Origin of the sequence: Salipiger thiooxidans (genome assembly GCF_900102075.1) — a bacterium.
In the GTDB taxonomy this organism is placed as follows: domain Bacteria; phylum Pseudomonadota; class Alphaproteobacteria; order Rhodobacterales; family Rhodobacteraceae; genus Salipiger; species Salipiger thiooxidans.
The window spans coordinates 149,897-171,645 of record NZ_FNAV01000001.1 but is presented as its reverse complement, the minus strand read 5'-3'; the positions used below and the strand labels follow the sequence as shown (position 1 = coordinate 171,645).

Annotated in this window: 18 protein-coding genes and 2 tRNA genes; 15 read left to right on the top strand and 5 right to left on the bottom strand. The window is 70.6% G+C overall.

The genetic code is table 11. The features are described 5' to 3' along the window. Positions 1-138: 138 nt before the first annotated feature. From BLQ77_RS00810 to BLQ77_RS00785, 6 genes are all read left to right on the top strand, one after another. Complete coding sequence (locus BLQ77_RS00810; RefSeq protein WP_089954270.1) at positions 139-2,250, top strand: TonB-dependent siderophore receptor; 2,112 nt, start codon at positions 139-141, stop codon at positions 2,248-2,250. A 73-nt stretch (positions 2,251-2,323) separates the two neighbouring features. After that, positions 2,324-3,346, top strand: a complete 1,023-nt coding sequence (locus BLQ77_RS00805; RefSeq protein ID WP_089954267.1) for an iron-siderophore ABC transporter substrate-binding protein — start codon at positions 2,324-2,326, stop codon at positions 3,344-3,346. A gap of 14 nt (positions 3,347-3,360) precedes the next feature. Then, positions 3,361-4,329, top strand: coding sequence for a FecCD family ABC transporter permease (locus tag BLQ77_RS00800; protein WP_165616995.1), 969 nt, complete (start codon positions 3,361-3,363; stop codon positions 4,327-4,329). Then, a complete protein-coding gene (locus BLQ77_RS00795) occupies positions 4,326-5,300 on the top strand; it encodes a FecCD family ABC transporter permease (RefSeq protein ID WP_165616994.1) in 975 nt (324 codons plus the stop codon). Before BLQ77_RS00800 ends, BLQ77_RS00795 begins: the two co-directional genes overlap by 4 nt. Next, positions 5,297-6,067: an ABC transporter ATP-binding protein gene (locus tag BLQ77_RS00790; protein ID WP_089954261.1), complete on the top strand. Its 771-nt coding sequence runs from the start codon at positions 5,297-5,299 to the stop codon at positions 6,065-6,067. Before BLQ77_RS00795 ends, BLQ77_RS00790 begins: the two co-directional genes overlap by 4 nt. Next, complete coding sequence (locus BLQ77_RS00785) at positions 6,064-7,110, top strand: siderophore-interacting protein (protein WP_165616993.1); 1,047 nt, start codon at positions 6,064-6,066, stop codon at positions 7,108-7,110. Before BLQ77_RS00790 ends, BLQ77_RS00785 begins: the two co-directional genes overlap by 4 nt. 18 nt (positions 7,111-7,128) lie before the next feature. Here BLQ77_RS00785 and BLQ77_RS00780 read toward each other — a convergent pair whose 3' ends face one another. Beyond that, entirely contained in the window at positions 7,129-8,856 is a 1,728-nt protein-coding gene (locus BLQ77_RS00780) for a thiamine pyrophosphate-binding protein (protein WP_242661590.1), read from the bottom strand. Positions 8,857-9,023: 167 nt separating this feature from the next. Between BLQ77_RS00780 and BLQ77_RS00775 the strand changes: the two genes are divergently transcribed. Beyond that, positions 9,024-9,707 (top strand): GntR family transcriptional regulator, encoded by a 684-nt coding sequence (locus BLQ77_RS00775; protein ID WP_089954255.1) that lies wholly within the window; start codon positions 9,024-9,026, stop codon positions 9,705-9,707. A 4-nt stretch (positions 9,708-9,711) separates the two neighbouring features. Here the strand turns inward: BLQ77_RS00775 and BLQ77_RS00770 are convergent, their stop codons facing one another. Beyond that, positions 9,712-11,268, bottom strand: coding sequence for a D-aminopeptidase (locus tag BLQ77_RS00770; RefSeq protein WP_089954253.1), 1,557 nt, complete (start codon positions 11,266-11,268; stop codon positions 9,712-9,714). 159 nt (positions 11,269-11,427) lie between these two features. Further along, complete coding sequence (locus BLQ77_RS00765) at positions 11,428-13,629, bottom strand: heavy metal translocating P-type ATPase (RefSeq protein WP_089954250.1); 2,202 nt, start codon at positions 13,627-13,629, stop codon at positions 11,428-11,430. A 156-nt stretch (positions 13,630-13,785) separates the two neighbouring features. Between BLQ77_RS00765 and BLQ77_RS00760 the strand changes: the two genes are divergently transcribed. Next, positions 13,786-14,229, top strand: coding sequence for a MerR family transcriptional regulator (locus BLQ77_RS00760; protein ID WP_008885742.1), 444 nt, complete (start codon positions 13,786-13,788; stop codon positions 14,227-14,229). A gap of 12 nt (positions 14,230-14,241) precedes the next feature. On the opposite strand, the gene BLQ77_RS00755 is transcribed toward BLQ77_RS00760, so the two are convergent. After that, positions 14,242-14,676, bottom strand: a complete 435-nt coding sequence (locus tag BLQ77_RS00755) for a DMT family transporter (protein WP_089954246.1) — start codon at positions 14,674-14,676, stop codon at positions 14,242-14,244. A 142-nt stretch (positions 14,677-14,818) separates the two neighbouring features. Between BLQ77_RS00755 and BLQ77_RS00750 the strand changes: the two genes are divergently transcribed. After that, positions 14,819-15,250 (top strand): cytochrome c family protein, encoded by a 432-nt coding sequence (locus tag BLQ77_RS00750; protein ID WP_089954243.1) that lies wholly within the window; start codon positions 14,819-14,821, stop codon positions 15,248-15,250. Between the two features lie 19 nt (positions 15,251-15,269). Here the strand turns inward: BLQ77_RS00750 and BLQ77_RS00745 are convergent, their stop codons facing one another. Beyond that, positions 15,270-15,860, bottom strand: coding sequence for a TetR/AcrR family transcriptional regulator (locus BLQ77_RS00745; protein WP_008884135.1), 591 nt, complete (start codon positions 15,858-15,860; stop codon positions 15,270-15,272). Between the two features lie 99 nt (positions 15,861-15,959). Here BLQ77_RS00745 and BLQ77_RS00740 point away from each other — a divergent pair, with 99 nt between their 5' ends. The 6 genes from BLQ77_RS00740 to BLQ77_RS00715 all read left to right on the top strand — a co-directional run bounded on the left by BLQ77_RS00740 (position 15,960) and on the right by BLQ77_RS00715 (position 21,507). Next, positions 15,960-16,265 carry a hypothetical protein gene (locus BLQ77_RS00740; protein ID WP_089954240.1) on the top strand — a complete coding sequence of 102 codons (306 nt, stop codon included), beginning with the start codon at positions 15,960-15,962 and terminating at the stop codon, positions 16,263-16,265. Between the two features lie 258 nt (positions 16,266-16,523). Further along, positions 16,524-17,810: a homoserine dehydrogenase gene (locus BLQ77_RS00735; protein ID WP_089954237.1), complete on the top strand. Its 1,287-nt coding sequence runs from the start codon at positions 16,524-16,526 to the stop codon at positions 17,808-17,810. A gap of 539 nt (positions 17,811-18,349) precedes the next feature. After that, complete coding sequence (gene glpX, locus BLQ77_RS00730; RefSeq protein WP_008885180.1) at positions 18,350-19,315, top strand: class II fructose-bisphosphatase; 966 nt, start codon at positions 18,350-18,352, stop codon at positions 19,313-19,315. Between the two features lie 124 nt (positions 19,316-19,439). Continuing rightward, entirely contained in the window at positions 19,440-21,179 is a 1,740-nt protein-coding gene (gene recJ / locus BLQ77_RS00725) for a single-stranded-DNA-specific exonuclease RecJ (protein WP_089954235.1), read from the top strand. 143 nt (positions 21,180-21,322) lie between these two features. Beyond that, a tRNA-Glu gene (locus BLQ77_RS00720) sits at positions 21,323-21,397 on the top strand. 35 nt (positions 21,398-21,432) lie between these two features. Then, positions 21,433-21,507: transfer RNA gene (locus BLQ77_RS00715), tRNA-Glu, on the top strand. The last annotated feature ends 242 nt before the right edge of the window (positions 21,508-21,749 follow it).

Below are 21,749 nucleotides of genomic sequence, written 5' to 3'. Positions count from 1 at the left end.
ACCTGCTTTTCATTCCGCAGTAACTTGGTAAAAGACTCGGGTATTGGCCCATTCGTCCCGCCAGACTATCCCGTGTTGCGAGCGCTTGCCCGCGGGCCCAGCCGGACCCTCACCCCCCGAACGCTGGACTCCGACCACATGTCGCATCTGCCCGCCCAAGCGCGTCCCGTCGCGCTTTTCTCGTGTTTTCCCTGCAGCCGACGCGCCGCCCTGCCGGTGCTGCTCTCCTGCACCGCGCTGATCCTGCCCGCCGCCGCGCTCGCGCAGACCGCCTACGAGGATCTCGGCACGCTCTACGTCGCCACCGGGGGCGACAGCGAGACGCTGGTGGCCGGCACCGAGTCCACCGGCTCGAAGACCGACACCGACATCATGGACAGCGCCGCCTCGGTTTCTGTCATTACCCAGAAGGAAATCGAGACCCGGGGCGCCGGGAACCTGCAGGACATCCTCGCCTACACCGCCGGCGTGACGGTGGACGAGTGGGGCGCCGACGACCGCTACGACGCCTACCGCATCCGCGGCTTCGACGAGCTCTCCATGGGCACCTTCCGCGACGGGCTGCCGGTGCGGGGCTTCGGCTGGACCTTCTCGCGCAGCGAACCCTACGCCTTCGAGCGGGTCGAGGTGCTCAAGGGGGCGAACTCGGCGCTCTTCGGGCTCAACGCGCCGGGCGGGCTGGTGAACCAGGTCACCAAGGCGCCGAAGTTCTATCGCTTCGGCGAGGTCCACACCACGGTGGGCGAGGATTACAGCGAGATCGGCACCGATTTTGGCGACGTGCTCGGCCAGAACAAGAAATGGAGCTACCGCGTCACCGCAAAGTGGCAAGACGGGGCCTATTCCTACGACCATTCCGGCGATGACCGGACGTACCTCGGGCTCGCGCTCTCCTACCGCCCGAGCGACGCCACCGAGCTGACCTTCTTCGCCAATTACAACGACCGCGACGGCGTGCCCGGCACCGGCTTCCCCGAGGGCGCCGATCTCGACATCGACACCTTCCTCGGCGAGCCCGACTTCAACGAGCTCAACACCATCGAGAAGAACCTCGGCTTCGCCCTGCGCCACGATTTCGGCAACGGGCTGAAGGTCCGCTCGAACGCCCGCTACGGCTGGTTCGAGATGGAATACGAGCAGGTCTACGGCGCCCAGCTCGACCCGTCCCTCGACCGCTCGTCCTTTGCCGTCAACTCCGACAGCGAGCAGTTCGCCTGGGACAACCAGCTGCAGTACGATGCGCAGTTCGGCAACGTGAAGAGCAAGACCCTGCTCGGCCTCGAATACACCTGGATCAAGGTCGACGAGGTGGCGAAATCCGGCACCGCCGACGGCATCGACATCAACGACATCTCGTATTGCGGCCGCTCCTGCCTGACGCTCTACGACTACGTCGACTGGGAGCCCGAGCAGACCACCAAGTCGATCTACCTGCAGGAAGAGCTGACCTTCGCCGAGCAGTGGATCGCGACCTTCGGGCTGCGCTACGACCTCGCCGACGTGTCGATCCGCTACCCGGGCACCGGCAGCACCGAGGACGAGACCTTCACCGCGCTCACCAAGCGGGTCGGGCTGACCTACAAGGCGACGCCGAACTTATCTTTCTACGGCAACTACTCCGAGAGCTTCGAACCCAACGTCTGGGACCTGACCGAGGACGCCAAGGAGGGCCGGCAGTACGAGATCGGCATGAAGTACCGCCCCGAGGGCATGAACGCGCTCTTCACCGCGGCGATCTTCGACCTCACCCAGACCAACGTGAACACCTACGTGAGCCCGACCGTGCAGCGGCAGGTGGGCGAGATCGGCGTGCGCGGCATCGAGCTCGAGGGCAAGGTCGCGCTCAACGAGCGCCTGAACATGACCGCCGCCTATTCCTACTGGGACGCCGAGATCCTCGAGGACGGCATCTCGGGCAACGACGGCAACCGCCCCGCGCGGGTGCCCGAGCAGATCGCCTCGCTCTGGGCCGACTATACCATCCCCGGTGCCGGGCGGCGCGGCGACCTGACGCTGGGCCTTGGCGTGCGCTTCGTCGGCCAGACCTGGGGAGACGATGCCAACACCGTGGACGTGGACAGCTACACTCTGGTCGACGCGGCGCTGGGATACGCGCTCACAGATGACATCGACCTGACGATGAACGTGTCGAACCTCTTCGACAAGGAATACGTCACGACCAACTACTACGGAACGGAATACTACGGCGACAGCCGCACCATCCGCGCCTCGCTGAAATACAAGTGGTGACCCGGAAGGGGGCACCGCACCCGGTGCCCCTCTCCCTCGCCGCAGATGCCAGAGACGCCAGAGGAGAGATGCCTTGAGCTCGGCCCACACCCCCAAAGCCCCGTCGCGGATCAGCCGCCGGGGCCTTCTCGCCGGAGCCGGCTCGCTGCTGGCCGCGCCCGCGGCAATGGCACAGGCGAGCGGCCTGCGCTTCGTGCATGCCTACGGCGAGACGGTGCTCGAGCGCCCGGCGCGGCGGGTGGTCTCGCTGGGCTACAACACCCATGACACGGTGCTGGCCTTCGGCGTGGCTCCGGTGGGTACGCGCTACTGGTACGGCGACTACGCCTACGGGGTCTGGCCCTGGGCGCAGCCCTACCTCGGCGAGGCCAAGCCCGTGATGATGACCGGCGAGGTCTCGATCGAGACCGTCGCCAGCCTTGCCCCGGACCTGATCCTCGGCACCGGGTCGGGCATCTCTCAGGCGGAATACGCGATGCTGAGCCAGATCGCGCCGGTGCTGATGCAGTCCGAGGAGTTCTCGACCTACGGCACGCCATGGCAGTCCGAGACCCGCACCGTCGGACGGGCGCTGGGCATGGAGGACAAGGCCGAAGCGCTGATTTCGGGTGTCGAGACCACGTTCGCCGCGGCCCGCGACCGGCATCCGGACTGGGCCGGGCGCACCGCCGTCGCCGCCTGGCATGATGGCGGTCAGACCGGCGCCTTCATGGCCGAGGACACCCGCGCGCGCTTCCTGCGGGAGCTCGGTTTCCGCGCCCCCGACGCACTGGCCGAGACCGCCGCCATCGACGGCTTCTACACCACGCTCTCGCCCGAGGACCTGTCGCCCATCGACGCCGACCTGCTGGTCTGGATCTCGTCGGCCGAGCGCGCAGCGGATCTGGTGGCGCTGGCGATGCGGCGCACGCTCGGCGCCTATGCCGAGGGCCGCGAGGTCTTTGCCGACGAGCTGATCGCCGGCGACATGTCCTTTGGCAGCGTGCTGTCGCTGCCCTACGCGCTCGAGCGGCTCGAGGAGCCCTTCGCGCTTGCGCTCGACGGCAACCCCGCGACCGTGGTGCCCTCGGCCGCGAAGGCGGGTCTCGCCCCCTGATGCGGATGCTCTGGGTGGCAGTCGTGCTCGTGCTCTGCGCGCTGGGGTCGCTGACCATCGGCGCGCGCGCGCTTGCGCCCTCGGTCTATCTCGACGCGCTTCTCGCCTTCGATCCGTCCGACCCGGCGCATGTGACGCTGGTGGCGGTGCGGCTGCCGCGGCTGATGGCGGGGATCATCGCGGGCGCGGCGCTGGGCGTCGCGGGCACGGTGATGCAGGCGCTCACCCGCAACCCGCTGGCGGATCCGGGCATCCTCGGGGTCAACGCCGGTGCTGCCTTCGCGCTGCTGCTCGGGACCTCTCTGCTCGGCCGTTCGGACGAGGCGATGGTCGCGCTTCTGTCCTTTCCCGGCGCGGCGCTGGCCTCGATCGCGGTCTTCGCGCTGGGCGGAGGCCTGCGCGGCGACGTGGGTCCGGTGCGGCTGACGCTGGCAGGGGCGGCGCTGAACGCGCTGCTGCTGTCGCTGGTCTCGGCGGTGGCGCTGGTGCGGCAGGAGACGCTGGACGTGTTCCGCTTCTGGGTCGCGGGCTCGCTGACTCAGGCGACCACCCGGCCGCTGGGGGCAATGGCGGCGGTGGCCGCGCTCGGCGGGATCATCGCACTGGTCATCGCGCCGCGCATCGAGGCGCTGTCGCTCGGCGGGGCGCTGTCGCGCGGGCTCGGCACCCACCCGCGGCGGGTGCAGGCCGGGGCGCTGCTGGTGGTCACGCTGACCACCGGCGCCGCCGTGGCCGTGGCCGGGCCCATCGCCTTTCTCGGGCTCATGGTGCCGCCGCTGGCGCGGCTGGTGAGCGGCCACAACCTGCGGGCCGAGATGGTGGTCTCGGCCATGGCGGGGGCGGCGCTTCTGACCTTTGCCGACACGCTGGGACGGCTGCTCATGGCCCCCTCCGAGATCCGCGCCGGCATCATGACCGCGCTGATCGGCGGGCCGGTGTTCCTGTGGATCGCGCGCCGCATCCGCCCGGGGGCGGCCACGTGAGGGGCGCCCTGCTGATCATCCTGCTGGTCGCGGGCTCCGTGGCCGGGCTGCTCTGGGGGCAGGTGGCGCTGGCGCCCGGTGCGCTCTGGCAGGGGCTGGTGACCGGCGAGGGGCCGGCGGCGCTGATGATCGGCACCATCCGCGGCCCGCGCGTGGGCACCGCGCTTGGCGCCGGCGCCGTGCTCGGGCTTTCGGGGGCGCTGTTCCAGACGCTCTTCCGCAACCCTCTGGCGGCGCCCGACATCCTCGGCTTCACCTCGGGCGCGGGGCTTGCGGTGGTGGTCTCCATCGCCTTCGGCCTCGTGGCACCGATGCCGCTGGTGGCCGCCGCCGGGGGCATCCTCGCCGCGCTGCTGGTCACCGGCATCGCCTGGCGCAGGGGCCACCGCACGCCGCCGCTCTCGATCATCCTCGTGGGGCTCGGCATGGGGTTCTTCACCTCGGCGCTGTCGAACTTCCTGATGACGCTGCTGCCGCAGGCCGAGGCCGCCGAGGCGCAGCGCTGGGTCACCGGCTCGCTCGCGGCGCGCGACTGGGGCCATGTGGCGCAGGTCTGGCTGCCGGGCGCAGCGCTGCTGCTGGCGGCGCTGGGGCAGGCGCGGCTGCTCGAGACGCTGGAACTTGGCGACGACCTCGCCGCCGGGCTCGGCCTGCGGGTCGAGGCTGTGCGCCGCGGTCTTGCCGCGACCGGCGTGCTGCTCGCCGCGACCGGCGTCGCCGTGGCCGGGCCGGTGCCCTTCGTGGCGCTGATGTCGGGTCCGCTGGGCGCGCGCATCACCGGTGCCACCAGCGTCGCGGGGCGGTTGCTCGCGGCGGCGGGGGCCGGAGCGCTGGTGCTGATGCTCGCCGATCTCGTCGCCCGCTCGGCGCTGCCGGGCATCCAGCTTCCGGTCGGCGTGATGACCGGCATCCTCGGCGCGCCCTACCTGCTGTGGCGGCTGTCGCGCGAAATGGACAGGGGAAAACTATGAGCCTGACTGCAGAGGCGCTGACCATCGGCTACGAGGGCCGCACCGTCATCGACGGGCTCGACCTCGAGATCCCCGAAGGCGAGGTGACCGCCATCCTCGGCCCCAACGGCTGCGGCAAGTCCACGCTGCTCAAGACGCTGGCGCGGCTCATCGAGCCCGCATCCGGCCGCGTGCTGCTGCAGGGCGACGACATCCACGCCAGCCACAGCGGAAAGCTCGCCCGCCGGCTCGCCATCCTGCCGCAGGATCCGCTGGCGCCAGACGGCATCACCGTGGGCGACCTCGTGCGGCGCGGGCGCACGCCGTGGCGCGGCTTCCTGTCGCCGTGGCGCGAGGAGGATGCCGCCGCCTGCGCCCGCGCGCTCGAGGCGGTGCACCTCACCCATCTGGCCGAGCGCCCGCTCAACGAGCTGTCCGGCGGTCAGCGCCAGCGCGCGTGGATCGCGCTGGTGCTGGCGCAGGACACACCGCTCCTGCTGCTCGACGAGCCCACCACCTTTCTCGACCTCGTGCACCAGCTCGAGGTGCTGAGCCTGCTGCGCCAGCGCAACCGCGATACCGGCCTCACCGTGGTGAGCGTGCTGCACGACCTCAACATGGCGGCGCGGTTCTCGGACGTGCTGGTGCTGCTCGGTCGCGGCGGGCTCGTCGCCACCGGCGCGCCCGAGACCGTCCTGACCCCCGATAACCTCGAACGCGCCTTTGGCCTCGCCGCGCGCGTCGAACCTGATCCCGTCACCGGCAAACCCATGGTGTGTCCGCTATGAAGCATTCCCCCTCCCGCGATTTCCCCGTCACCAGCACTGCCCGCTTCGCCGGCACGCTGCCCTCGGACCTGCTCGACCACGTCGAGACCCAGGTGCGCGAGTTCACCGACCGGGTGGCCCGCCGCGAGACCGGCATCGCGGTGCGCTACGATGCCTCGGACGTGGTGCTGAGCACCGGCGCCGAGGGGCTCTCGGTGGTGGTGTCTGCCGCCAGCGCCCTGCACCTCTACCAGATGCGCGAGAGCGTGGCCTATCTGCTCGACCACGTCTTCCCCGAGGCCGGCGCGGCGCTGGTCTGGGAGGGCGGCACCCCCGAGACCGACGTGCCGCCGAACTTCCACCTCGCCACCGTGCGCTCGGTCGCCCGCGTCGGCGCCAGCTTTCTGCGGGTCGAGATGGCCTGCGACAACATCGAGGCGCTGTCGGTGGGCGGCATGCACTTCTCGCTGATCCTGCCGCCCGAGGGCCGCGCCCCGGTCTGGCCGCACATCGACGCGCGCGGGCGCACCGCCTGGCCCGAGGGTGACGATACGCTGCACCGCGCCGCCTACACCTTCGTCGAACTCGACGCCGAGGCCGGGCGCTTCACATTCGACGTCTACGAACATGACGGCGGGCGCACCACCGAGTGGGCGCGCCACGCAACGCCCGGCACGCAGGTGGCGGTCATGGGGCCGGGCGGCGGGGATTTCCCGGCGGGCGACGTGCTGCTCATGGCGGGCGACGAGACCGCGCTGCCGGCGATCCGCCGCATTCTCGCCCGCTCGGCGCCCGCGCGCCGTGGCAAGGTGCTGATCGAGCTTGCCGATGCGGGCAACCGCGAGGACATGCCACGCCCCGAGGGCGTCGAGATCAACTGGATCACCCGCGGCCGCGGCGAGAGCCTCGCGGATCTTCTGCTGGCCGAGCCGAAGCCCGAGGCGGACACCTTCGTCTGGGTCGCCGCCGAGCAGGGGCTGGTGCGCACCGCGCGGGCACATTTCCGCAAGCACTGGGACCTGCCCCGCGACCGCGGCTATTTCTCGGCCTACTGGAGCGCCTGAGCGCCTGCGCGCAGGGGCTCAGCCCATCCAGGCCGAGACCGGTACGTTTGTGTCCTGAAGCACCTGGCTCACGATGTCGATGAGCGCGGGCCCGTCATGGGCCAGCGCCTCGCGCACGGCGGTGTCGACCTGCGCCGGGTCGCTGACGCTCCACGACCTGATGCCGTAGGCCTCGGCGATGCGCGCGTGATCGGTGCGCGAGAAATCCACCGAGAAGTAGCGCGAACCGTAGCCCGCGTTCTGGCTGGCCTTGATCCAGCCGAAGCAGGCGTTCGAGATCACCACCATCTTGAGCGGCACGTTCAGGCGGGTGAGGGTCTCCATCTCGCCCACCGCGAAGCCGAAGCTGCCATCGCCCATGACCGAGACCACCGTCGCGTCGGGCCGCCCGTACCACGCGCCGATCCCCGCCGAGAGCGAGAAGCCGAGCGCGCCATGGGCGCGGTTGGTGATGAAGTGCCGCCCGGCCCTGGGGAAGCGGTAGTAGCCTGAGAAATAGGGGCAGGGGGTGCCGGGATCGGCGACGATGATGCCATCCTCGGGCAGGTGGGTCTGCAGCGCCGCCAGCAGCCGCTCGGGGCGGACCGGCCGGTCGTCCGAGCGGGCGAGCCGGTCGAACATGGCGAACTTGCGCGCCCGCATGTCGTCGAGCGTCGCGGCCAGCTCTCCGCCCGAGGCGAGGTCGGCGTCGCGCAGCGCCTCGATGAGCGCGCTCAGCGCCAGCTTGGCGTCGGCCACGATGCCCGCGTCGCAGCGGTAGTTGGCGCCCACCACCATCGGGTCGATGTCGATGTGGATGACCGGCACACCGCGGCCCGGCACCCTGCCGTGCTCGGTGGTGGTCGACCCCGCCCGGCAGCCCACGAAGACCACGGTGTCGGCGGCCTGCACCACCTCGCGGGTCTCGTCTGTGCCGCCGTTGGCCCCCACGACCCCCACCGCCAGCGGGTGCAGGTCCGACAGCGCCCCGTGCCCCGAGACCGTCGAGGCCACCGGCGCCCTCAGCAGCGTGGCAAGCTCGTCGAGCTCTTCCATGGCGCCGCTGATGATGGCGCCGCCACCCACGATGAAGACCGGCGCCTTCGCCGCGCGCAGGATCGCCGCCGCCTCAGCCACGGTCTCGGGATCCGGCCCGGCGCGGTAGGCGGGGAAGCTGGCGTGGCGCGGCTGGGCCCAGATCCGCTCGGGGTCGAGCGTCTGCTTCTGCAGGTCGTAGGGCAGGCCGATATGCGCGGCCCCGGGGCGTCCGGTGGTGGCGGCGCGGAAAGACTTGCGGAAGACGTCGGGGATCTGGTCGACGTGGTCGATGGTGGTTGCGGTCTTGGTGAGCGGACGGAACATCGCGGTCTGGTCGAGCTCGGTCAGCGGGTAGCGGCCGCGCGCGGTCACCGGCACGTCCGAGGTGATGCAGACCATGGCCGAAGAGCTCTCGTTGGCCTCGACCACGCCCGGCAGGATGTAGGTCGCGCCGCCGCCCGAGGGGCCCTCGCAGACGCCGACCCGGCCGGTCACCCGGGCATAGGCATCCGCCATGTAGCCCGCCGAGCGCTCGTCGCGCGACAGCACGTGGGTGATGCCGTGGTTGAGCCGGGCGAGCGCGTCGTAGAACGGCAGGCTGGTGTCGCCGCAGAGCCCGAAGACGTGACGCACCCCGTGCTGCGCCAGCGACAGCACCGCCGCCTCGGCGCCGGTCACGCTGTCGTTGCTCAGCCGCCCGTCCGTCTGGTTCCCGCCTGTCTCCGTCATCGCCCTTCGCTCCCTGATCGTCTGCATCACTTTCTGTATACAAAGCGGAATACTACGCAGCGCCAGCCCCGCGCAACCGACTTCTGCACAGGGGCCGCAGCGCTTGACGGGCCGGGGAGGCGCGCTGCATACAGGCCGGAATTCAGCAAGAGGGCGAGGGCGGGGCGATGGCGGAGACAGGCGAAGGCACTGCGGTTTCGGCCGCCGACCGGGCCCATGCCGAGCTGCGCGAGCTGCTGCTGCGCTTTGCGCTGCTGCCCAAGCAGAAACTCAACGAGGTGGCGCTGGCCGAGCGTCTCAACACCAGCCGCACGCCGCTGCGCGAGGCGCTGAACCGGCTGGTGGCCGAGGGGCTGCTCGAGAAAGGCACGCGGGGCTTTTCGGTCCCCGACCTGCGGGTCGACGTGGTCACCGACCTCTTCGAGGCCCGGCTCGAGCTCGAATGCGCCATCGTCCGGCTGGCCTGCGAGCGCGCCACCGAGGCCGGGCTCGAGGCGCTGGCGGGGTTCCTCGACGAGAGCATCGCCGAGACCCCCGACGCCTCGGTCGACCGGCTGATCGAGCTCGACATAGGGTTCCACGACACACTCGCCCGGCTGGCGGGCAACGCGGTGATGCGGGGGATGCTGGCCAATCTCAACGACCGCATCCACCTCGTGCGCTGGATCGCCATGGACGGGCGCCGCGCCGGCACCCAGTCGCAGCACCGCGACATCCTCGCCCGGGTGCGGGCCCGCGATGCCGTGGGCGCCATGGCGCTGATGCGCGAGCACATCCTGCACCGCAACGACGGGATCGTGGCCGCCATCCGGGCGGCCTACGGTCACGTCCACATGCTTGGCGCGCGCTGAGCGCTCAGAGCCTCGTGTAGGCCACGCCGCGTGCGAGCCAGCAGCTCAGCGTCGCGCCGCTGACCGCACCCGCCGCGTCGCGGCAGAGGACCAGCGTCCAGTCGCCGGGGGCGGGGGCGTCCATCGAGCGCCGCGTCGCGATCCGCCACACGTCGTTGCCCGCCGCCGCCATGCGCTCGCGCCGGCCTTCGCCCAACATGCCGCGAAAGACCGCGTAGACGCCGCCGTCGCGGGCCTCGATCTCCATCTCGGCATCGAGCTCGTCGGACCGGTAGCGCCCCGCAATCTCGGCGCCGTCGGCAAAGGCGATCTCGTTCAGGGGCGTGAGCCTGCGCGTGGTGTTCTCGCCGGGGCGCAGCATGGTGAGCCCGTCGCCCGCGCGGGTGATCACCAGCCCGTCCGAGCGCAGCGCCTCGCCGTCGCAGGTCAGCTCCGCATCGCCGGTGCCGTATTGGAGCGTAGCGGTGCGGCAGCCGGTCTCGATCCGCGCGAGCATTCCGCGCTCGGTGTCGAGCCACTGGCCGTCCCAGCTTTGGGCGATGGGGGCGGGCTCGGGCGCATCCTTGCCCATCGCCGCGAGCGCCAGCCGGGTCGCGGCGCCATGGGCGCTGCCCTCGTGGTTGAAGAGCACCACCACCGAAAGCCGTTCTTCGCGGCTGTTCATGCGATAGGCGCGGAAGCCGCGCAGGGCGCCGGCGTGGCCGGTGAAGGCGGCGCCGCCGATTTCTTCATGCGACAGCCCGTATCCGTAGGACGCGGGCGCCCCGTCGACAAAGCTGGGCGCGGCCGAAAGTCGGCGGTAGAGGCTCTCGGCATCGTCGCGGGTGGCGTCGATCCAAGCCTCGTAGGCCAGCATGTCCTCAAGCGAGGCAGAGATGCCCGCGTCGCCGCGCCAGTAGATGCCGTTGTCGGCGGGGAAGAACCCGGTCGCGTCGCTGCCCTCGTAGCCGGTCACACCGTCCGCCGGGTGGCGGGTGTCGGCGGTGAGCTCGGCACCGGTCATGCCGGCAGGCCCCCAGATGTGTCGCTGGTAGAGCGTCTCGAGCGTCTCGCCCGTGGCTCGCTCGATCAGCTCGCCGACCATACGGAAGTTGCTGTTGTTGTAGGAATACGAGGTGCCGGGCGCGAAATGACCGGTCTTCATCTTTGCGATGAGCGGCAGGGCGTCCTCGCGCCGGAAGGTCTGCTCGGCCTTGGCGCCCTGAAGGATGGTCAGCGCCCAGTAGTCGCGCAGCCCCGACTGGTTGTCGCAGAGCTGCTTCACCGTGGGCAGCGGGCTTTCGAGCCGCGGCAGGAAGTCGGCCACGCCCGCGTCGAGCTTTGCCGGGTCGCCCACCGTCGCCAGCAGCACACCGCAGGTGAACTGCTTCGAGATCGAGCAGATCGGCAGCCGGGTCGCGGTCGACAGGGGCGTCCCGGTCTCGAGGCTGGCATAGCCCCAGGCGCGGGCCGCCACGATCCGGCCGTCCTTCATCACCCCCGCGACGCCACCGGGGCCGGGATGGGCCTTGGGCAGCGCGTCGAGGGCTGCGTCGAGACGGGTGTGGTCGATGTCGGGCATGGTCGGATCCTCGCGTCTGGTCTTGCCCGGATCGGTAGCGAACCGCGCAGGGCGGCGAAAGCGCAACCGGGCAGGGACGGAGCAGAGGTGACGGTTTTGCCTGTTCGGCAGGCAAAACGCCCGAATCCTCACCGCTCGGTCGTGGCTTTCCCGGCAGCGTCAGCGGCCGCCGGGGCGGAAGCCCAGCAGTCGCAGCGCGTTCAGCGTCACCAGCACCGTGGCGCCGGTGTCGGCGAGGATGGCGATCCAGAGCCCGGTGAGCCCCAGCACCGTGGTCACGAGGAAGACCCCCTTGAGCCCGAGCGCGATGGCCACGTTCTGGCGGATGTTGGCCATGGTCGCCCGCGACAGCCGCAACAGTGCCGCCACGTCGGTCACGCGGTTGCGCAGCAGCGCGCCGTCCGCGGTCTCGAGCGCCACGTCGGTGCCCGAGCCCATGGCGATGCCCACATGGGCGGTGGCGAGCGCGGGCGCGTCGTTGATACCGTCGCCGATCATCATCACCCGTGCGTCACGGGTGAGCTTGCCCAGCTCTGTCACCTTGTCCTCGGGCAGCAGCCCGGCGCGGTGGCCGAGCCCGATGCGCGCGGCGATGGCCTCGGCGGTGCGGGCGTTGTCGCCGGTGAGCATGACGCTGCCGACGCCCATGGCGGCAAGCTCGGCCACCGCGGGGGCGGCGTCGGGGCGGGGCTCGTCGCGCAGGGCGATGAGCCCGAGCAGCGTGCCGGGGGCGAAGACCGCGACCACGGTCTGGCCCTCGGCCTCGAGCGCCTCGGCCCGGGCACGGGCTTCAGCGCTCAGCACGCCGGTCTTGGACGCGAGCCGGGGCGCGCCGACGGTCCAGCGCCGGCCCTCGACGGTCGCGGTGGCGCCGAGCCCGGGGATGGCCGAGGCCTCGGTGGCGGCGGGCGGCTCCAGCCCCTCGGCCTCGGCGCGCGCGAGAATTGCCTTCGCCAGCGGGTGGCTGGCGCCGGTCTCGACCTCGGCGGCGATGCGCAGCAGCTCCGTCTCGCTGCCCGCAAGCGGCGCAAGTGCCGTGACCTGCGGCCGCCCCTCGGTGAGGGTGCCGGTCTTGTCGAAGGCCACCAGCGTGGTGCGCGCCGCGGCCTCGATCACCGCGCCGCCCTTGAGCAGCAGCCCGTGGCGCGCCCCGGCGGAGAGCGCCGAGGCGATGGAGGCGGGCACCGAGATCACCAGCGCACAGGGGCAGCCGATCAGCAGAAGCGCGAGGCCGCGGTAGATCCATGTCTCCCACGCGCCGCCCGCAACCATGGGCGGCAGCACCGCCACCAGCGCCGCGACGACGACGATGGCGGGCATGTACCAGCGGCTGAAGCGGGCGATGAATCGCTCGGTGGGCGCGCGGGCGCTCTCGGCCTCTTCCACCAGCCGCACGATGCGCGAGATGGTGTTGTCCTCGGCGTCGCGGCTGACGCGCACGCGCAGCTCGGCCTCGGTGTTGATCGAGCCGGCGAAGACCTCGGCGCCGGGCTCCTTGAGCACCGGGACACTCTCACCGGTGACCGGGCTCTCGTCGAGCCCCGAGCGTCCGGAGACGACGGTGCCATCGGCGGGCACGCGGTCGCCGGGGCGCACCTGCACCACCTGTCCGACCGACAGTCCGGCGGCGGGCATCTCGCGGATGCGCGCGCCCACGACCACGCGGGCGGTGCGCGGCACGAGGTCGGCGAGCGCGCGGATGCCGTCGCGGGCCTTGCCCGCCGCGAGGCCTTCGAGCATCTCGCCGAGGGCGAAGAGGAAGACCACCAGCGCCGCTTCCTCGGCGGCACCGATGACCAGCGCGCCGAGCGCCGCAATGGTCATCAGCATCTCGATGGTGAAGGGCATCCGCGCGCGCGCCAGCGCAAGGGCCGTACGCGCGACCGGGGCGAGGCCCAGCAGCGTGGCGAGCGCAAAGGCCCAGTGCGCTGGCGCCCCGCCGATGCTGAGCTCGATGGCCCAGGCCAGCAGCAACAGCGCTCCGGTGCCGAGCAGCATCCGGCCCTTGCGGCTCTGGTACCACCGCTGCGGCGCGGGGGCGTCAGGGGCGACGTCGGGCTCGGGCGTGTCGGAAGCGACCGGCGGCGCGCCGTCCGGCAGCACGAAGGCGCCCTTCTCCCGCTGGGGCGGCGCCCCGCGCGGAGCGATGCCGAAGCCCACGCCGCGCACCGCCGTCTCGATCTCGGAGGTCCGGGTCTGGGCCTCGTCGAGCCGCAGCTTCAGCCGCTCGGTCATCAGGGCGACATCGACCTCGGCGACGCCGGGCAGCTGCTCGACCGCCCCCCGCACCTTGGCGGCGCAGGAGCCGCAGTCCATGCCGGTCACGCGCCATTCGTGAAGTTGTGTCGAAGAGGTGGTCATATCGTCCGGTCCGTGAGTCTGTTCCGATCGACAGGCAAGATAAGAGCTATGGCGACTGTAGCTTCAAGGGGTTTCTGAAGAAATCTTCGCGGCCCGCGGAATTGCCTTTCCGGACGCTTAAAGCTACAATCCATGTAGCTTTAAGGGAGTCAACAGATGCTGACCATCGGCGCATTGGCGCGACGCACCGGCAGCAAGGTGCAGACCATCCGCTACTACGAACAGATCGGCCTGATGCCTGAACCGGGCCGCAGCAGCGGCGGGCAGCGGCGCTATGGCGATGCCGATCTCGACCGGCTGGCCTTCATCCGCCACGCCCGCGATCTGGGCTTCTCGCTCGAGGCGATCCGCGAGCTTCTGGACCTGTCGGACACTCCCGACCATTCCTGCAGCCACGTCGACGCCATCGCCCAAAAGCAGCTGCGTGCGGTGGAGGCGCGCATCGTCCGGCTCGAGGCGCTGCGGACCGAGCTTCAGCGCATGATCGGGGAGTGCTCCGGCGGTGCGGTCTCCGATTGCCGGGTGCTCGAGGTGCTGCGCGACCATGGCGAATGCCTCACCGACCACGGCGGCGCCGGGCAGGGCATGCCCGCGGCCTGAGCGGCGCGGGTCTCAGCCGCGCTGGGCCAGCCAGACGCCGATGCCCATCAGCGCGATGCCGCCCGCCCGGTTCAGCGTCAGCGGCACGGTGCGCGCGCCGAAAAGGCCGAAATGGTCGATGATCGCGGCGCTCAGCAGTTGCCCCACCAGCACGAAGAAGATCGCCCGCCCGACCCCGAAATGCGGCGCGATGAAGGTGACGCTCAGCACGTAGAAGGCGACGAAGATGCCGCCGAGGAACAGGTGCCGCGGCGCCTCCACGGCGCGGGTGATGGGGCGGGGGTCGATGACGAACATGGTCACCAGCGCTACGACGAGCGCCACGCAGAACAGGATCACCGCGGCGGCGGCGGGCGAGCCGATGAAGGCGCCGAGCCGCGCGTTGAGCGCCGCGAGAACCGGGATGCCGATTCCGGCGGCAAGCATGGTCAGCGCGTGGACTGGCATCGGGACTCCTCCGGGAACGTGTCGGCACCATGACCTTGCGATGCGGGAATGTCATCCCCTGCCGTCCCGCGTGACGCGAGGGGTTGATCTGGCCTGCCGCGCGGGCGAGAGAAGAGGGAAAGACACGAGCAGGGAGACGGGAATGACGGGACGACTGGCAGGCGGGCTTTGGCCCGTGGCGGTGCTTGGGGTGATCCTCGCGGTGGCGGCCTGTACGCGGGACGAGATGCCCGAGGCCAGCGACGGACGGGCGCTGTTCCTGGAATATTGCTCGGTCTGCCACGGCGAGAGCGCCAGGGGCGACGGCGAGATGGCGCGGGCGATGTCGACGCCGCCCAAGGACCTGACACTCATCGCGCTGCGCCACGGCGACAGTTTCCCGCGGGCGAAGGTGCTCTCGATGATCGACGGCTACGCGCGGTCCGATCTCGACGGGCCCAGTATGCCCGAGTTCGGCGAGCTGCTGAAGGGCGACCTCGTGCCGCTCGACACCGGCGACGGGGTGATGACGCCGACGCCGCGGAAGATGGTGGCGCTGCTGGAATACCTCGAGTCGATCCAGGCCACGCGCTGAGCGCGGGGCAGGGGCGGGCTCAGCCGATGGCGACGGACTTGCGGACCATGTCCCAGTAGATGTCCGCCACCTCCTCGATCGAGAGCCGCCCGCCCGCCCGGTACCAGGTGTTCACCCCGGTGAGCATGGCGATGAGCGCATACGAGGCCAGCCGCGTGTCGGGCACCGAGAAGGCGCCCTCGGCCTGACCGTCGCGCAGGATCTCCTCGAGCGCGCTCTCGTAGCGCTTCCGCTGCGCCTCGATCACCGCGAAATTCCCGGGCTCGAGGTTGCGCAGCTCCATGTAGGATATGAAGATTGCCTCGGGCCGGTCGAGGTTGAAGCGGATGTGGAAGCGCACGAAGCCCTCGAGCCGCGCCACCGCGCCCTCGGGGCGGGGCGCCGCCTCCCACGCCTCGAGCAGCTCGTCCATGTGGCCGCGCAGCAGCGAAAACAGCAGCGCCTGCTTGTCGGGGGTATAGTTGTAGAGCGCGCCCGCCTGCACGCCGACCTCGCGCGCGATCTGTCGCATCGAGACGGCGGCATATCCGTACTGCGCGAACAGCCTCAGCGCCGCGTCGCGGACGCGCGGACCGGTGATGTCGGAATGCGAACCTTGGGTGCGGGCCATGGCACGAGGTTATATGAACAACCGTTCAGATCAAGCGTTGCGCTTGCCCCGCGCCGTCGACTGCGGCAAGAGGGTGACAGACCGAAGACGGACCCGCCGATGCGCCTTTCGACCAGCCTGTCCTGCCTGAGCCTCGTCGCCGCGCTGGCGACACAAAGCGGCTGCGCCCAGTTCCCCGAGCTCGACGCCGCCCGCACCCCGGGAACCGAATACGCGCCGTTCCCCGCGATCCTGCCGCTCGAGGCGCTGGTGCGGGGCGCCGAACCGCGGGCGACGCCAGAGATGCGCGCCGGGATCGAGGGCCGGGTCTCGGGGCTTCGCGCCCGCGCCGAGGCGCTGCAGGGCCCGGTGGTCCCGGCAACCGACCGCACCCGGATGGACGACGGCGTCACCCTGCCCGAGTGAGCACGCTGCCATTCTGGTACGCAAAAACTCGGGCCGACCAGCCCCCTGTCTTCCTCTGGCAGGAAATATCCCGGGGGAGTCTCCGGCAGGAGACGGGGGCAGCGCCCCCTCCGGTCCCGCAGGGACCGCCTCCGCGACAGCCTCCACCCCCAGGATTTCGGCGATGGCCACGCTGATCCCGTTGCACAGGGCGGGCCATGCAGATAAGCCCTCCGGCAACCTGAACGCATCGAGACAACAGCAAGAAGGAACCCGCCCATGTCTGACCCCCTCCGTCTCGGGATCGCCGGCCTGGGCACCGTGGGTGCCGGTGTCGTCAAGATCGTGCGCCAGAAGGCGGCGCTGCTCGAGGACCGCTCGGGCCGCGGCATCGCGATCTCGGCGGTCTCCGCCCGCAACCGCGACAAGGACCGGGGCGTTCCGCTCGACAGCTACGGCTGGGAGGACGACCCCGTCATGCTCGCAACCCGTGACGACGTGGACGTCTTCGTCGAGCTGGTGGGCGGCTCCGACGGCCCGGCCAAGGCCGCGGTCGAGGCGGCCCTGAAGGCGGGCAAGGACGTGGTCACCGCCAACAAGGCGCTGCTCGCCCACCACGGCCAGGCGCTGGCCGAGCTTGCCGAGGCCAACGGCTGCGTGCTGCGCTTCGAGGCGGCGGTCGCCGGCGGCATCCCGGTCATCAAGGCGCTGACCGAGGGCCTTGCCGCCAACGAGGTGACCCGCGTCATGGGCGTGATGAACGGCACCTGCAACTACATCCTGACCCGCATGGAAAGCGGCGGGCTCAGCTACGACGAGGCCTTCGCCGAGGCCGACGGGCTGGGCTATCTCGAGGCCGATCCCGAGCTCGACGTGGGGGGCATCGACGCCGGCCACAAGCTGTCGCTGCTGTCGGCCATCGCCTACGGCACGCAGGTGGCCTTCGACGGGGTCGAGCTCGAGGGCATCGGGCGGGTCAGCATCGACGACATCCGCCAGGCCGCGGACATGGGCTACAAGATCAAGCTGCTGGGCGTGTGCCGCATGTCCGGTCGCGGGCTCGAGCAGTCGATGTCGCCCTGCCTCGTGCCCGCGACCTCGCCTCTGGGCCAGCTCGACGGCGGCACCAACATGGTGGTGATCGAGGGCGACCAGGTCGGCCAGATCGTGCTGCGCGGCGCCGGTGCGGGCGAGGGCCCGACCGCGAGCGCGGTGATGGGCGACGTGCTCGACATCGCGCGCGGCACCCGCGTTACCACCTTCGGGGCCCCCGCGAGCAAGCTGGTGAAGGCGGTCGCGGCCAGGGCCACGACCCCCGCGCCCTACTACCTGCGCATGGCGCTGGCCGACAAGCCGGGGGCGCTCGCCAAGGTCGCCTCGGCGCTGGGCGAGGCCGGGGTCTCGATCCACCGCATGCGCCAGTACGACCACGTCAACGAGGCGGCCCCGGTGCTGATCGTGACCCACAAGACCACCCGCGCGGCGCTCGACACGGCGCTGGCGGCGATGCCGGGCACCGGCGTCGTCATCGGCGACCCGGTGGCGTTGCGCATCGAGCAGGTCTGATCCCCGGAAGGTGAGCGTCGGGGGCTGGCGGGTGCCGGTCCCTGGTGTTTGCTGTTGAAGGTGCGGGGCGCTGTGTCTGGCGCCGCGTTTGTGGTGAAGGCGGAAGGGGGCGCTGCCCCCGTCTCCTGCGGAGACTCCCCCGGAGTTTATCCGGCAAGATGAAGGGGCCGGGTTGCGCGGGAGGGGAGGCGGTTTTCGCCGGAGAGACGGCCCTCCGGAGGCGGGTGGAGATGGAACGGCCCATTGGGGTCTGGACGTTGCATGCCACGGACGAGCAGGGGGCGCTGTGCGCCTCACCCCCGGGTGTTTTGTCCGGCAAGTCGAAAGGTGGGGGCCGTGTCGGGGTGTGCAGCCGGTATGTGGGATGTCCGGTGCCGGTTCGAAGGGCGGTGCGGTGAGGAGCGGGGCGGCGTGGAGCTGCGCTTTCGGGCGGGTGTGTGCGTTCTGCCGATAAGGCAGGGGCGTTAGCGTCACCGGCCTTGTGGCTCAGGGTTGTGCGGGCTACACCCCGAACGACAGCCATTTCAGAGGAAGTCTCGATGTCGATCCCCAAGGATTTCAACGACCGCATGTTGTCGCTCGGCCTCGCCCGGGTGGCAGAGCAGGCTGCCATTGCCTCGGCCAAGCTCGTGGGCCACGGCGACGAGAAGGCCGCTGACCAGGCCGCGGTCAACGCCATGCGCGACCAGCTCAACAAGCTCGACATCAAGGGCGTCGTGGTGATCGGCGAAGGCGAGCGCGACGAGGCGCCGATGCTCTACATCGGCGAGGAAGTCGGCACCGGGAACGGCCCGGGCGTGGACATCGCGCTCGACCCGCTGGAAGGCACCACTCTCACCGCCAAGGACATGCCGAACGCCCTCACGGTGATTGCCATGGGGCCGCGCGGCTCGATGCTGCACGCGCCCGACGTCTACATGGAAAAGCTGGCCATCGGGCCGGGCTTCCCCGAGGACGTGGTGACGCTCGACATGACCCCCACCGAGCGCGTCGAGGCGCTGGCCAAGGTCAAGGGCTGCAAACCGTCGGACATCACCTGCTGCATCCTCGAGCGTCCGCGCCACGAGGAGATGATCGCCGAGGTGCGCGCCACCGGTGCCGCCATCCGCCTGATCACCGACGGTGACGTGGCCGGTGTCATGCACTGCGCCGAGTCCCACCTGACCGGCATCGACATGTACATGGGGTCCGGCGGCGCACCCGAGGGCGTGCTGGCCTCGGCCGCGCTCAAGTGCATGGGCGGCCAGATGTATGGCAAGCTGCTGTTCCGCAACGACGACGAGAAGGCCCGCGCCGCCAAGGCCGGGATCACCGATCTCGACAAGATCTACAAGCGTGACGAGATGGTCACCGCGGACGTGATCTTCGCCGCCACCGGCGTGACCAACGGCTCGATCCTCTCGGGCATCAAGCGCGAGCCGGGCTGGATCACCACCGAGACCATCCTGATGCGCTCGAAGACCGGCTCCGTGCGCCGGGTGATCTACCGCAACCCGTTCGAGTGATCGGGCGCCCGGCCGGGGCATCCGTCCGGCCGGGGATCGTGGACAACATGAAAGGCGGGGAGCGGCGTTCCGTTTCCCGCCTTTCTGCGTTATCCGGTCTGCGCTGAGGCAAGGGGACGATGGCATGTCATATCTCGGGGTTGAGAGCTCACTGAACGGTCGGCGCTGGGTCGGGCCGGGCGTGGAGCAGGAGCGGCAGGCCGAGGCGATGGCGCAGCAGACCGGCCAGCCGCGGGCGCTGTGCGCGGTGCTGGCGCGGCTCGGCGTCGAGCCTGCGGAGGTGCCGGGCTATCTCGAGCCGAAGCTGCGCGAACTGCTGCCGGACCCGCGCGGGCTGCGCGACATGGAGACCGCCGCCGCGCGCTTCCTCGAGGCCGTGAAGCGGCGCGAGCGCATCGCGGTCTTTGCCGATTACGACGTCGACGGCGGCTCCTCGGCGGCGCTGCTGATCGACTGGCTGCACCAGATGGGGCGCGAGGCGACGCTCTACATCCCCGACCGCATCGACGAGGGCTACGGGCCCAACGTGCCCGCCATGCAGCAGCTTGCCGGGGCGCATGACCTGATCGTCTGCGTCGACTGCGGCACGCTCTCGCACGAGCCCATCGCCGCCGCCGCGGGGGCCGACGTGGTGGTGCTCGACCACCACCTTGGCGGCGAGACGCTGCCCGATTGCGTCGCGGTGGTGAACCCCAACCGGCAGGACGAGGACGGGGCGCTGGCGCATCTCTGTGCCGCGGCCGTGGTGTTCCTGATGCTGGTGGAATGCGGGCGGCAGCTGCGCGAGGCGGGCGCGCGCGGGCCGGACCTGATGTCGATGCTCGATCTCGTGGCGCTGGCCACGGTGGCGGATGTGGCGCCGCTCATCGGCGTCAACCGGGCGCTGGTGCGGCAGGGCCTCGCGGTCATGGCGCGGCGGCAGCGGCCAGGGCTGGTGGCGCTGTCGGACGTGGCGCGGCTCGACACGGCGCCGAGCTCCTATCACCTGGGCTACGTCCTCGGGCCGCGGGTCAACGCCGGCGGCCGCATCGGGCAGGCCGACATCGGCGCCCGCCTGCTGGCCTCGCGCGATCGTCATGAGGCCGAGGCGCTGGCCGAGCGGCTCGATCGGCTCAACACCGAGCGGCGCGAGGTCGAGGAGGCGGTGCGTGCCTCGGCGCTGGCGCAGGCCGAGGCACGCGGGCTCGACGCGCCGCTGGTCTGGGCCGCGGGCGACGGCTGGCACCCGGGCGTGGTGGGCATCGTCGCCTCGCGTCTCAAGGAGATGACCAACCGGCCCGCCGTGGTGATCGGGCTCGACGGCGGCGAGGGCAAGGGCTCGGGGCGGTCGGTCTCGGGCGTGGATCTCGGCGCCAGCGTGCAGCGGCTCGTGGCGGAGGGGCTACTGCTGAAGGGCGGCGGTCACAAGATGGCGGCGGGGCTGACTGTGGCAGAGGCGCAGCTCGAGGCGGCGATGGCGCGGCTGGCGGAGCTCTTGGCGAAGCAGGGGGCGGGCAAGGGGGGCGCTGCCGACCTCAGGCTCGACGGCATGCTGATGCCCGGCGCCGCGACGGTGGAGCTTTGCGAGATGCTCGAGCGGGCAGGGCCCTTCGGGGCGGGTGCGCCGTCGCCGCGCTTTGCCTTCCCGGACGTGCAGGTGAGCTTTGCCAAGCAGGTGGGCTCGGGGCATCTCAAGCTCTCCCTCGGGGACGGGCTGGGCGCGCGGCTCGACGCGATCTGCTTCGGCGCCTTCGAGGGGCCGCTGGGGCAGACGCTGACCGATCACAAGGGGCAACGATTCCAGATGGCCGGGCGGCTCGAGATCAACGAGTGGAACGGTCGCCGAGCGGTGCAGTTGCGGCTGGAGGATGCCGCGCCGGCGTGAGCTTGGGTGCGGTTTCGGCAAGGTATTGATTGGTAAGGGAAAAAGGGGTTTTTCGGATAAGTCTCGGGATCCGCGAAAAATCTGAAAATATGTCTTGCGGCTGCCACCGCAATTCCCTAAAACCCGCGTCACGCTTCGGATATGGCCCGTTCGTCTATCGGTTAGGACGCCAGGTTTTCAACCTGGAAAGAGGGGTTCGATTCCCCTACGGGCTGCCACCGAAGCGTGATCCGCGACAGGAATGTCGCAGCGTGGCCCGTTCGTCTATCGGTTAGGACGCCAGGTTTTCAACCTGGAAAGAGGGGTTCGATTCCCCTACGGGCTGCCACTTTTCTCCTGTAAGAAATTGAAGCTAAAGAGAGAACCGAGGCCTCGGGATCTCTTTTTACCCGTCCTTATACTCATGGCAGAAATCTATCCGCTTGAGATTGCCCATGTCTCATCGTCCATCGGCCAATCGGGATCAAGGTCTACGCGAGCCCGAGCGGCGGACCTCGCCAATCGTGCGGGCCACCTCTGCCACCTCTGCCACCTCTGCCGCCGTCGTGCAGGAGGCCGGGCGCCATGCCG

Bases quoted from the DNA above. Each gene is read 5' to 3' on its own strand.
- BLQ77_RS00810 (WP_089954270.1), top strand. From the start codon at position 139: ATGTCGCATCTGCCCGCCCAAGCGCGTCCCGTCGCGCTTTTCTCGTGT.
- BLQ77_RS00790 (WP_089954261.1), top strand. From the start codon at position 5,297: ATGAGCCTGACTGCAGAGGCGCTGACCATCGGCTACGAGGGCCGCACC.
- BLQ77_RS00785 (WP_165616993.1), top strand. From the start codon at position 6,064: ATGAAGCATTCCCCCTCCCGCGATTTCCCCGTCACCAGCACTGCCCGC.
- BLQ77_RS00780 (WP_242661590.1), bottom strand. From the start codon at position 8,856: ATGACGGAGACAGGCGGGAACCAGACGGACGGGCGGCTGAGCAACGAC.
- BLQ77_RS00775 (WP_089954255.1), top strand. From the start codon at position 9,024: ATGGCGGAGACAGGCGAAGGCACTGCGGTTTCGGCCGCCGACCGGGCC.
- BLQ77_RS00770 (WP_089954253.1), bottom strand. From the start codon at position 11,268: ATGCCCGACATCGACCACACCCGTCTCGACGCAGCCCTCGACGCGCTG.
- BLQ77_RS00765 (WP_089954250.1), bottom strand. From the start codon at position 13,629: ATGACCACCTCTTCGACACAACTTCACGAATGGCGCGTGACCGGCATG.
- BLQ77_RS00760 (WP_008885742.1), top strand. From the start codon at position 13,786: ATGCTGACCATCGGCGCATTGGCGCGACGCACCGGCAGCAAGGTGCAG.
- BLQ77_RS00755 (WP_089954246.1), bottom strand. From the start codon at position 14,676: ATGCCAGTCCACGCGCTGACCATGCTTGCCGCCGGAATCGGCATCCCG.
- BLQ77_RS00750 (WP_089954243.1), top strand. From the start codon at position 14,819: ATGACGGGACGACTGGCAGGCGGGCTTTGGCCCGTGGCGGTGCTTGGG.
- BLQ77_RS00745 (WP_008884135.1), bottom strand. From the start codon at position 15,860: ATGGCCCGCACCCAAGGTTCGCATTCCGACATCACCGGTCCGCGCGTC.
- BLQ77_RS00740 (WP_089954240.1), top strand. From the start codon at position 15,960: ATGCGCCTTTCGACCAGCCTGTCCTGCCTGAGCCTCGTCGCCGCGCTG.
- BLQ77_RS00735 (WP_089954237.1), top strand. From the start codon at position 16,524: ATGTCTGACCCCCTCCGTCTCGGGATCGCCGGCCTGGGCACCGTGGGT.
- glpX (WP_008885180.1), top strand. From the start codon at position 18,350: ATGTCGATCCCCAAGGATTTCAACGACCGCATGTTGTCGCTCGGCCTC.
- recJ (WP_089954235.1), top strand. From the start codon at position 19,440: ATGTCATATCTCGGGGTTGAGAGCTCACTGAACGGTCGGCGCTGGGTC.